Annotated in this window: 8 protein-coding genes; 3 read left to right on the top strand and 5 right to left on the bottom strand. The window is 48.0% G+C overall.

From position 1 onward, the window contains the following. Positions 1–61 precede the first annotated feature (61 nt). From AS151_RS14295 to AS151_RS14270, 5 genes are all read right to left on the bottom strand, one after another. Complete coding sequence (locus AS151_RS14295) at positions 62–1,822, bottom strand: tetratricopeptide repeat protein (protein WP_071517735.1); 1,761 nt, start codon at positions 1,820–1,822, stop codon at positions 62–64. A 717-nt stretch (positions 1,823–2,539) separates the two neighbouring features. Beyond that, positions 2,540–3,106 carry a hypothetical protein gene (locus tag AS151_RS14285; protein ID WP_244533024.1) on the bottom strand — a complete coding sequence of 189 codons (567 nt, stop codon included), beginning with the start codon at positions 3,104–3,106 and terminating at the stop codon, positions 2,540–2,542. A gap of 31 nt (positions 3,107–3,137) precedes the next feature. Then, complete coding sequence (locus AS151_RS14280; protein WP_071517733.1) at positions 3,138–4,631, bottom strand: 16S rRNA (cytosine(967)-C(5))-methyltransferase; 1,494 nt, start codon at positions 4,629–4,631, stop codon at positions 3,138–3,140. 182 nt (positions 4,632–4,813) lie between these two features. Then, positions 4,814–5,653 carry a PEP-CTERM sorting domain-containing protein gene (locus AS151_RS14275; protein WP_071517732.1) on the bottom strand — a complete coding sequence of 280 codons (840 nt, stop codon included), beginning with the start codon at positions 5,651–5,653 and terminating at the stop codon, positions 4,814–4,816. A 1,231-nt stretch (positions 5,654–6,884) separates the two neighbouring features. Next, on the bottom strand, positions 6,885–7,631 hold the full coding sequence (locus tag AS151_RS14270; RefSeq protein ID WP_071517731.1) for a DUF4114 domain-containing protein: 747 nt from the start codon (positions 7,629–7,631) through the stop codon (positions 6,885–6,887). A gap of 697 nt (positions 7,632–8,328) precedes the next feature. On the opposite strand from AS151_RS14270, the gene AS151_RS14265 reads away from it, so the two are divergent. From AS151_RS14265 to AS151_RS14250, 3 genes are all read left to right on the top strand, one after another. Next, entirely contained in the window at positions 8,329–10,086 is a 1,758-nt protein-coding gene (locus AS151_RS14265; RefSeq protein WP_071517730.1) for a hypothetical protein, read from the top strand. After that, entirely contained in the window at positions 10,083–11,147 is a 1,065-nt protein-coding gene (gene lpxD / locus AS151_RS14260) for a UDP-3-O-(3-hydroxymyristoyl)glucosamine N-acyltransferase (RefSeq protein ID WP_071517729.1), read from the top strand. The genes AS151_RS14265 and lpxD overlap by 4 nt, the downstream gene beginning before the upstream one ends. A gap of 435 nt (positions 11,148–11,582) precedes the next feature. After that, on the top strand, positions 11,583–11,996 hold the full coding sequence (locus AS151_RS14250) for an AbrB family transcriptional regulator (RefSeq protein ID WP_071517727.1): 414 nt from the start codon (positions 11,583–11,585) through the stop codon (positions 11,994–11,996). Positions 11,997–12,027 lie beyond the last annotated feature (31 nt).

Genomic DNA, 12,027 nt, shown 5'->3' with positions numbered 1-12,027 from the left:
GACCGATACCAAAAAGTACCAATCCTTTCTCATTGTATCTATGTCCAGCAGCGATTCCCGATTATTGGGCTGATGTTGCTATGGCAGACACGTTGTGGGTCCAGTTGGGTTTAAAAGACACTTGAAATTGGGTGACGGCTCGATCGTTACTGCCTAGTTTGGCTATTTTCGGCAACGGCGTTTGCAGCAAAAATTTCCGTTCCAGCGCACCCAGGGGTTTGTAGCCAACCAGCGTTCCGTCGGAGTTTACGGTTACTTGATAGTCAAGTTGTTGCGTGAAATTGGGTCGTTCGGTCCACTCTCGGTGGATCTTGTCGTACAGCTGCACCCGTAATTTCTCCACATCTTCTGTATTGGTGATTTTTGGCGGTGTGGTAATAAATTCGCTGCTACAGCTTTCTGCTGGCTTGAACCCACCAGCACCTTGCTCGGACTCATCCAAACCTGGAAACTTCACTACTTTGCTCGTGTTGATGCAATCGGCCAGACGGCGCTCGCCCACGCTCATCAACCATTTATACTGGTCTACAGATTGGGGCAAACTGCGATCGAGGCAAGCTTGATACATGCTGTTAATTTCGTCAGTAGAACGTTGTTGAATCTGATAGACCTGCGTTAGCAAGCACTCGGAAGCCATGGCAATTTTTTCTTCTTCTTTAACTTCTTTGCCTGGGCTATTTGGTTCGCTATCCAAGATTTCGTCGTAGGTATCCCTAGACGCTTCCAGGTATTTTTCGGCTTCGTCGTACTCTTTTTGCATCAACAGCGACCAACCCAAGTTTTGCTGGAGTAGATATTTGGTTTGCAATTTTTCTGCTTTGTTTTCTTGCTTTTGACTGTCTTCTTGGTTTTCTACTTCCAGGGATGCCCGTTGCAATCCCAAACGTAAGAAAGTCTCGGCGACAATAGGCGTGTTGCGACGTTTGACGGGGTTGTAGCGATGCAGATAAACGTGCCCCATATTGTTGAGGGCTTTTGGCGTGCCTTCTAAAGCGGCAACTCGATATTGGCTTAATGCTTGATCTAAAGAACCCAGCGATTCGTATACTTCTCCCAAAGATAAATTGATATCGGAGTTTTCTGGGTCTAAGTTGAGAGCTTGCAAGTACCGCGTTTCGGCTTGGGAGAGGTTGCCGTTATTCTGGTATTCCTTACCTTGTTTGAGGAGTCGCTCTGGCAGTTGATCGTACACTACGTAGGAAACCAACAAAAGCAACGCCGAAGCACCAAACAATACCTCGCTGTACAAATAGTCGGGAATGCCGGTGTTGCGCAAAAATGCTTTGACGCGCTCTTGTCCTTTCGAGGTTAAACTGCTTTGGGCGATCACCAACAATCCCGTACCTTGGGCGATACCGGCAAAGGATTGCTGCCAAGTGACCCCACCTCCTACGGAGAGTGCTTGGAAAATGGTAATGAATAAACTGGCGGTAACGGCTAAACTGCCCGCTGTTAGGAGGTTCCACAACCAGTCCAACCGATCCCATTGGTTGACTTTTTTGACTGTTTGGAAAAACCACCACCAGGACGATTCGTCGGGTTTGAGGGAGTTGCGCCAGTTGGGTAGGTCGCCGCGACGGGAAATGACTTTGGCTTGTTTTTGCAGGCGTTGGTCCAGTTGAATAATGGTATTTACGTCTTGAGGATCTGCTTTGTCCGTATCTTCTAAGGCATTTTTCACTTCGTCGCGGGCAAGCAAGACTTCTAAAACTGTGGGTGGCGATGGCTTGGAAGTGTCTGCTTCTAGAGCTTCTAGGGCTTGCGTGTAGCGCGCGATCGCTTCTGGCAAAGCAGTGGTAGATTGCGCTTGATATTGTGTCATGGCTAGATGTGGATCCCTGAATTCGATGGATTGAGCGGTATATTGGCACGATGAAAGTTTGAATAAAATTATAATATGACTTTTCCAAAGGAGACAGGTTAGTTTGTAATGTTTTAATAAAAATATAGCGACGCTTCACAAGATTTTTATGCGTACGTTTGTTTCCTTTTCAATGAAAGGATATTGAATTTTCCATCGAAATAGGAAGCCGATTTGTCGGTTTTGCCAAACGGCTATCCCTCGAAAAGCGAGAAAAGAAAAGGAAAAGTTGATTCCTACTTTGGCAATAGCGGTCTTGGGTGGCGCTTCGATGGAATCTTTTTGCAGAATCTGCTGGTCTGTCTCTAGCCTTCGACGGCAAGCAAACAGCCGCAAACTCCTCACTTTGTATTTCCCAACCCCAACTGGTATCTATCAAGCTGGCTCGAAATGACCGAATCCCGGTTGCGATTGAAAATCTTTCTCAAAAATGGCACAGGGCTGCTAGACTAACTCCCAAATAGATGAACCACCAATAAAACTTGAACTGTCCTGTTTAATAAGGGAAATTACGGAGGGGGTTTCTACAAGTTAAGTTTTGGCTCGCAATCGTGCAGATCTCGTCTGCCAAATTTTTGTTTTAATTAGATAGAATCCTCAGGTAGGGAACCGCGATCGCAGTGGTTGGTTTTCAGTTGGATTTTACGTTTGACAGCCAATTTTGCCAGCTCCCCATCCCTAATGCAATCCTTGCTGCCAAATACCAATATAAACGCGATCGCTACTTTCCCACTGTATAATCCCTTGATAGCTATTTAATGTAAAAGAATACTGTTGTTGCTTCCCTTGCCAAACTTGATAGAAGCCCTGTGTGATTTCTGCGTTTAACTGACAACCTAACATGCTATTGAGGGTTTCCAAAGCCAAGCGAGGCTCAACTTGTTCGGTGGTAAAAGAAGCTTCGGTTTGCTGCAGTAAGTGAGAATGACGGTCGAAGAGAAATCCAACGCTCACACGATCGGGCATTAGATGGTAAACCCAAGCTGTTGTATTTTGCCAGTATCCTGGGGCAACAATCGCGGGGACACCAAACATTTTCCGTACCAGTTTTCTGTGAGTACCAGGTTGAAAGCCGGGAATGCCATACCCCACCGGAATGTGGCGACAGACATTTTCCCGAATAGCAGCGTTATTGGGCAAATAGATCCCTTCTATAACGGTAGAGGTGGCTTCGCTAGCGGCAGGTTGAGTAGGTATAGCTGTGGCAGCAAGGGAATGGGTACTCAGTAGCAAACCAACTGCCACGAGCGTTCTAGCAAACAACATGAATATTCCCCTATTTTGGCTTACGGTTAGAATTCCCCAAAAAGTCGAAATGAGCGATCGCTTCCGATCGAAATTTATTGTAACCGGAAGCTTTTTTTTGCAATCTCGCCATAAAAAATCCATCCATGTGATGGCGGTGGGGAAATACCTTCATCCATTTACCATCAACCAACAAAGGAAACAATGGCGAACTGGCATCCGGCGGCAAAATTTCCCATTGGGGATGATGGGCAAGAAAAGTTTCGAGAACACTTTCATTTTCCAAGGGATGAACCGTACAGGTGGCGTACACCAAAACCCCCCCTGGTTTCACCCAAGTAGCTGCATGGGTTAAAATTTCTGATTGTAGTTGTGCGAGTTCGGGAATATTTCCCGGTTGCTGCCGCCAACGGGCATCTACGCGTCGGTGTAAGGTTCCCAATCCAGAACAAGGCGCATCCACCAAAACCCGATGGGCTTGGTTTTGGAACTGAGGCAAGTTGCGGCTATCCCCCAATTCAATTTTTACCGATCGCACTTGTAAGCGTTCTAAGTTCTCTTGCAAGCGTTTGCTCCGTTGGCTGCCGTATCCCGGTTGCCGGTGTTTGGTTTCTGGTTTTACAATTGCCCAAACCGTACCGCGATCGCCTATTAACTCGGCAATATGACCGGTTTTGCCCCCAGGAGGTGCACAGGCATCCACAACAGTTTCCCCAGGTTGCGGGTTTAGCAAATGCGTTACCAACTGGGCGCTACTGTCTTGTACACTCCACCAACCTTCTGAATAGCCCGGCAGTGCTTGAATTGCTCCAATACTTCCTTGCAAGCGCAAGGCTTGGGGGAGGAAAAATTGGCGATCGCCGCTAGCTATAGTAACGCGCTGTGCGGGAATTTCTTTGGTTTGTAGGGCTTGCTGTACTTGTTCGAGGGTAGCTTTCTGAGGATTAACGCGCAAATCTATGCTCGGAGACTGGTTCATCCAAGCACAGAGTTTTTCTGCTTCTGCTGCACCCAGTTGTTCCACCCAGTTGTTGACGATCCAATCGGGGAAGCTATAGGCGGTACCGAGATAGGCAACGGTATCAAGTTCGCCCTTTTGGAGATAGCAAAAAGCGGGTAGCGTACCGGTATCGGCTTGACGGAGATACTGCCGCAGCAAACCATTGATAAATCCTTTTAAACCGCCCAAACCGTTCTTTTTCGCTAGTTCCACAGTGGTATTAACAGCAGCGGAGGGGGGAATGCGGGAAAGATATTGAATTTGGTACAATCCCAAGTGCAAAATGAGGCGTTGGTTGAGGGGTTGTTGGCTGGCGGGTTTGGTGGCAAAAGCGTCGATGAGGGCATCAAGGGTTCGTTGCGATCGCACGCATCCGTATACCAATTCTGTAGCCAAACGGCGATCGGCGGTTGATAAATTTTGCCCTTGCTTTTCCAACCATCGATGCAAAGCCACGTCGGCGTACAAGCTTTTTTTATAAGTATCCCGTAAAGCGAGGAAAGCAATTTGTCGTGCGTTGCTCATCGATTGCAGGTTGGTGGCCGCTATGGGATGCGGTCAAACAGCGATCGTATTATAGCGCGAATCGCGATCGCCATCCTAGCCCAAAAATCCTAAAAAAAGCCAGGAATTGGTACTCTTTCTATACCTTCCTGGCTTCTTTACTTAAATAGCCATATATATGAGTTCAGCAGGCAGTTTTGCCTTTATTGACGGCGGCGACGAGCCAATGCTATGACACTACCAACTAAGCCTAAAGCTGCCATGGCAGAGGGTTCGGGAACTGGTTCCACGTCGCTAACCACAACTCCCATGTCGTTGAAATTGTCGTCAATAAATTCACTATCCTCAAAAGAAACAATCATATCAGTATCTTCAAAAGTCCTATTGTTTAGTAAACCAGGCACATCGAGCTCGGTGTTACCATGTTCGTTTCCTTGATAGATTAGCGACTGCTGCTTGCCACCTGGATTGAGGCTAGCTTCTGAATAGAATGTATTATCGAAGTAAGTACCAGTTTGATTAAGGAAGAAACCAAAGTCAGTGCTGTTGAAATTCTCAGCATCTGGATCGCCATTGACCAGATTGCCATCATCATCAACTACATCAATATTCCCGTTACCATCAGGTGCCAAGTGAAAGCCCTGTAAGCCATCGCCGGGAACAATATCACTCGTAGGACCTAAAGTGTTATCTATCAAGGTTACCCGATCGTCTGGGTCAGTACTTCCCGGTTTGTAAATACCAAACTCTTCATCATTGGCCAAAGCCGAATTTTCAAACGCTAGAACTGCTGAGGCACCTGTGGAGGTCGTAGTAAATACCTCATATCCAGTTTGGTCGTCCACTGCATCAATGTTACCGTCGCCGGCCAAATTGTCAAGCTCTTCTTGCAAAGACTCGTTCCCAGAAACAGGAGGTCCAGGTTTTATAGTAGCTGCAGAAGCAGGCTGAGTTCCAGCCAACATACCGCCAGCGATAACGGTAGCCCCCATGGTTAGAAGCATTTTATTCGCGATTTTGAAAGAGTTGCGCATTGTAGTCATAGTTTTTACCAATCAATAAAGTTCGTTCAAAGTTTGCATGCAACCGGCAAACTCCTGATTTTCGATCCTTGAGCCCCTACTTTATACTTTAAATTGCTAGTTTTTCTGTGGTTTCATGCTTCTTTAAGTTCCCTATACGGCTGGACAAAGTAGAGAAGCCCTGGATCGTGTGTGCGGGAAAAAGATTCATGAAATATGACCATACTTTGACGGTTCTTTACCTGCAAGAGCCAGGCAAAAATCAGAAAAAACTTTTAAAGGTTGCTGTCTTTGTGGAAAGTTCAACCAATCTATGTTTCAGTAACTTTCCTGGAAGCATGCACCTCTTCCGTGCATCTAGTCGTTAATTGTACGGAGACCTAGAGGGAGTGTAAACACGTAGCGGGTCGCTTTGTACGATCTTTATATCCTATGGGTTGGCATCTACTTTGACTGGATCTGTATAGGCTTGCATAAGATTTTCGCGAAGATAAATATAGAAAATGATTAAAAACAGAGCTGTTGGGAAATTTGAAGTTTGAAAAGCTACCAGGGTAAAATGATATATTGTTATACAAAAATAAATTTTTTCAAGACCGAAATGCCCAATTGTCAGGGGGGTTTGCTCCTATATCGGTGTTTCGATTGCGTATCTAATAAAGTGCGGCTAGTAAAATTTAAAGATGCTTTAAAAAAGAACCTTTCCAGATCCACCCTGGTTCGATCGATTTGCCTGTTTTCTGCTATATCTTCTCGACACGTAAAAAGATCGGGAGCTTGGTAGCCCCGCTGCTTTAGCATGGGGTCCAAAAGCCACTCGGCGGCTTTAGCCGCAGTGATATAATTGAGGTGACTTAGTAGAGTCGATCCATCTACGTGACGATTCGCCTTAGCACGGAGAGACCCCGGCAACCGAAAGCGCGATATCGCATGGCGGTGCCGAGTTGCAGCAATGGGAGGGTGATGAGCGTACCTAACTGGCATGGTGATGGAAGCTGCGAACGGCGACAAAAAGTAAAGGGAAACCTTCAGGCCACCCAGAGAGGCGTCTTTGACTTCGCCTAAGAGTCCGTCTTGCGGCAGTTCGCCAAATCCCTCCGGGGAATCCCCGTTGCTTTAGTGCGGGGAGTAGTCAATTTTGTCCATCGCCAAAAAAAAATCCAGGAAGTACGGTAACAAAAACCGCCTCCTGGCTTTCTTTAATGCTAATTTTGTCGCTGTTGTTGGTAGCGTAGCTGGGCTAACCGTGAATTTACTGACGGCGACGACGGGCAAAAGCCATCAGACCACCAACGACGCCCAAACCTGCTACGGCAGAGGGTTCGGGAACTGCTGCTACAGAACCAACTTTCACCACCATGTCGTTAAAGTCGCTGTCGTTGTAGGGGCGATCGCCTGTGCGCAAAACATCCTCAAAAGCGATGATGAATTCATCTTCTTCAAAAATACCGCCAAATTCATCTTGAAACTTGGTTTCGCCATCCCCTTCATAGACAACAGCTTGTTGCGATTTATCAGGATTGAGGGAGGATTGGGTGTAGAAGGTGCCATCTTTCTTAGATTCAAGGAAGAAACCGAACTTGCTGAAACTACTGTAATCAACAGAGGCAATGGCTTTTGGCTGGTCGTTACCTTCAAAAATGACTTGCCGGTTGTTCTTGTCTTTAGCGTCGTAAATCCCAAATTTATTGCCATCAGCCCAGCCAGCAACTTCTAGCATGAGGAGGGCGCTATCGTCGTCACCAATGTCGGGATTAGTGAATTTCTCAATGCCCGTTTGATCGTTGTCGGTATCGATACCACCGAATACAGTCAAATCGTCCAGACGTTGTTGCAAGGAATTTTCATCGCTGGGCTTATCTGCGGATTCACCGAAAGTCACTGTGGCTGCAGAGGCAGGTTGTGCGCCAACCAACATACCGCCAGCTAGAGCGGTGGCGATACCGGTCGCTACAAGCATGTTGTTCGTGGGGTTGAAGAAATTGCGGGTTGCGTTCATGGTCTGGATCTCCTCAAAGGTTGATGTGTGATGTGCGGTGTATCTCAAATAGGTAAACCCCTTTGTTTGTTGCTTCGATCCCCTACTGCAAATCCATGCTCGCCAACTCTATTTCAGTTGGTACGTGTTTTCCCCTAGTTTTTCTATTTGTTCGGATAAATAAACCATGGTGTTCTTTTTCAGGGAAACCAACAATAGAAAGAAATATTTCAGTTTCCCCTACGAACGCCTTTATTTTAGATGCCCCTTATCTTTGCAGGGGGGTTCCCCCCAGCTTTACCAATCCTCTGACACAGACAAAAAAGTCTTCCTATGTCGTTGGTGGTTTGCCAAATAGGATACAGTTGCTCAGTGAATTTACTGAAGTTATGTACGTTTTTTTGCTGTATCTGACCATAATTATACGGGACATTACAGGGAGTGTAAACGCTCACAAAATGGCTTTGCACAATCTTTATAAAACGAACAAAAAAACGAGCATGGATTTATACCTACGTGGCGTGACGTAAGTACCCATTGCCAGCGGTTATTTTCTCCGTACCAATGTAGGTAGCTGGGCTGGTATTTGCCTGGATGGCTTGCCATGCAAGCTTTCAGGACGAATTCATCGGTTGGTAGATTCCGGGGTAGATTTTGTGGTTTCATACCAAAGAACGGTAGCCGCACAATTTTAAAGACGCTTTAAAGGAAAGCAGGCATGGACGGATCGATCGGTCGCTCTCGCTGGTTTCATCCCTTGTTGTTGCTGGGGTGGTTGATTTTGGGAAGTGGGTTTCGCTGGTTGCGCCTGGGTATGGAACCACCATGGACGGATGAGTTTGCCACGCTGGTTTATAGTCTGGGCAATAGTTTTTTAGAGGTACCTCTGGATCGGGCGATTTCGGGGGAAATGCTGCTGCAGCCTGTACGGGTTGCCAGTAAAACGGGAATTGGGGATGTGGTAGCCCATTTGTTGGCAGAAAGTACCCATCCACCGGTGTATTTTATGCTGTCGCACTGGTGGTTGGGTTGGTTTTCTTCCCAGGGGGAGTTGGTGTCGGTAACGGCGGCTCGATCGCTGGCTGCTGGGTTTGGGGTGGTCGCGATCGCGGCTATCTTTTTTTTGGTACGCTCGATGTTTCGATCCACCGTGGGGGCTCATTTGGCAGCGGCGGTGATGGCGGTTTCGCCTTTTGGGATTTTTCTTTCTAGAGAAGCCCGTCACTATACGTTGGCGATTCTCGTAGCGATCGCTTCGGTGGGGATTTTTCTGGTTGCCCTCCGCCACCTCCACCAACGACAACGCCTACCCCTGCTCTACGTACTGGCATGGGTCGCCACCAACGGTCTTGGGGTTGCCGTTCACTATTTCTTTACCCTGGTTTTGGCTGCGCAAGCGATCGCTTTGGGTCTTCTCAGCCTTCGTAGCTGGCAACAGCAGCGAACTTCCCCTTCCCCATCGGAACTGCCTCCCCTCACCCAAAGCGTCTGGTATCCCATCTATGCTGCCGCCGCCGGTAGCCTTGCCACCACCTTGGCTTGGTTGCCCCTATGGCAATCCTTTGCTGGCAGCCGCCTCACCGGTTGGGTTTCCCACGGATATTCCTTAAGTTTGGAACCAGTGTTGCGGTTGTTGCTATGGCTGGTAACCATGTTCGCCCTTTTGCCTGTAGACCCAGCCACGCTCCCAATTCCTGTGGTGGTCGTTGCCGGAATTGTTCTGTTGGTCTTTTTCTTGTGGGCACTTTGGCAGCTGTATCGGGGCATTCGGTTGCTGTTACACGCCTCCAACCAGCAATGGCAGCCAGTGCGCTGGTTGCTTGCTTACCTGCTGGCGGCGGCGATTTGCTTTGCTATCCTCACCTATGGATTTCAAAAAGATGTGACCTTGGCACCGCGGTTTGCCTTTATCTTTTTCCCTGCTGCGATCGCTGCGATCGGCATGAGTTTAGCTGCTTGGTGGCACAAGGGAAAGTATAGCATCGCTCTGGCTTTCTTAATCGCAGGATGCCTAGGCAGTGCAACCACAGTAGGCGATTGGGGCTACCTGCAACACCACCGCACCCGATTACTAGCACAAGCCATCCAACAGCATTCCCAAGCCCCTATCCTGATTGCCAGTACCCACAAGCACCACGGTCAGACGGGCAGGCTGATGGGACTGGCGTGGACGTTTCGCCAGCAGCCGTTTTCATCTTCTCCAATTTTCCAGCAGCGATCGCCGCAATTTCTCCTCGCCCACAAAGCCCAACCCCTAGAAGCAGGCAACGACCCGGCGGTGGTGCTGCAAGAAACCGTCGCCCAATTGAGCCCACCTCTGGATGTCTGGGCAATTGACTTTCACGCGCCGGTGGTGCTAGAAGAACGGGGCTGCGTGGAAGACGAACAACGCTGGCCGGAACTGAGCAGTTATCGAGTAAGGTTGTATCATTGTCCGCATGTGGCGAGCAAGGGAACCAGCAAGGAAGCTTTATGAAATTTCAAGAATTGGTAGCGCAAATTAGCGATGGCAACTGCCCGATCCATATCGCCGACAATCCAGAGATTGTAGGGGTGGCCCCCATTGACAGTGCCCCACCCCAAACCCTGAGTTACGTGGAAGGAGAGGCATTCGCCGAATTTTTGGAACTAACTACTGCCAGTGCCGCCATTTTGCCGGAAAACGAAGTCCTGCAGCAAAGGGCGACCCAACGGGGATTGGCGTGGGTGGCGACTTCACAACCGCGGTTGCTGTTTGCCCGGGCGATCGCGATTTTTTATCAGCCCTACCAGCCACAATTGGGCATTCACGCCACCGCCACCATTTCCTCCCAAGCTCAACTGGGGCAGCAAGTTTATGTGGGGGCCAATGCAGTCATTTTGGAAGATACCCTCATTGGGGATAATGTGTGTGTTTATCCCAACGTGGTGATTTATCCTGGGGTGACCATTGGCGACGGTACCATCCTCCATGCCAATTGCACCATTCACGAACGCACCCAAATTGGTAACAACTGTACCATTCATAGCAACAGCGTCATCGGTTCGGAAGGATTTGGCTTCGTGCGTACGGAGTCCGGGTGGTGGAAAATGGAACAGTCAGGATATGTGGTTTTGGAAGATGGTGTGGAAGTGGGTGCCGGTAGTACAATAGACAGGCCGGCAGTTGGAGAAACGCGCGTTGGTCAAAATACAAAAATCGATAACTTGGTGCAAGTTGGCCACGGCTGTCAGTTAGGTGCCAATTGTATTTTGGTTTCTCAAGTAGGCTTGGCAGGAGGCGTGACCGTGGGAAATGACGTGACTTTAGCCGGTCAAGTGGGTGTGGCCAATCGGGTAAAAATTGGCGATGGCGCGATCGCTTCTGCCAAAACCGGCATCCATCAAAATATTGCTCCCCATCAAGTGGTATCTGGCTATCCCGCCATTGAAAACCAATTGTGGTTGAAAGCCTCTGCAATCTACAAACGCCTGCCAGAACTTTATCAAACCCTGCGAAAAATCAAACGCCAGCTTGAGGCGATTGTCTCCTCGCCATCATCCTCGAAAAAGGAATAAATCTGTTATTTGAACTGATTTCTCCCCCTCGATTTCCACCTGGGAAATTGACCCGGGCAATGCTATCTGCCGCTGTGATGGCATTAATTAGGCGTTCGGTTCAACCAGAGAAAATCGCTCCCCTTCTGCCCCCTCTAGCAAGTTAATAGCCAATTGCCCAAAATTTTTAGAGTTTATCTGGACACTTCCCGAAAAGGTCGATTTCCCTTTTCCCCCTTGACAGCCCCGTTTTTCTATACAAAGATTTCCCTAGGTATTCCCGCTTTTGACACGGGTGGGGACTGCCAAGCAAAAGCACCCAAAAAAATCAATAATAAAATTTTGGAAATTTTTTGGTTACAAAGGAGCGATCTAAGGATATATTTTTAATAGAGCCAATATTTTGGCACGAAAAATCTTGATTGGCGTAGATACCGAAAGGACATTTTGCTAGCGATGAGCGACCTTCCCAGTACAAAACTTACAGGAAAAGCACTGCTTCAAAAAGTAAAAGAACTTTCCTCCATGCCCCGACGAGAAACGGCCAAACTCTGCGGATACTATACGCCTACAAAAAATGGTGAAATACGGGTCAACCTAACAGAGTTTTACGATGCCGTTCTAGCAGCGCGCGGTATTCCCTTAAGTCCGGAAAAAAGTAAAGATGGTCGGGGCAGAGAACCCACCTATCGGGTGAGCGTCCATAGAAACGGACAAATTGTCATTGGTTCTACCTACACCGAGGAAATGGGTTTAAAACCAGGAGATGAATTTATCATTAAGCTTGGCTACAAGCATATCCATTTGATTCAAATTGATGAAGATACCAAAGACGCCGAGCAAAATGGTTCCGCGGGGGAAGAAGAATAGTCATTGCCGATAGCGGGAAACGATCCCTTAC

This window comes from Geitlerinema sp. PCC 9228, from assembly GCF_001870905.1.
In the GTDB taxonomy this organism is placed as follows: Bacteria; Cyanobacteriota; Cyanobacteriia; order Cyanobacteriales; family PCC-9228; genus PCC-9228.
This window is presented reverse-complemented; position numbering and strand designations above follow the sequence as displayed.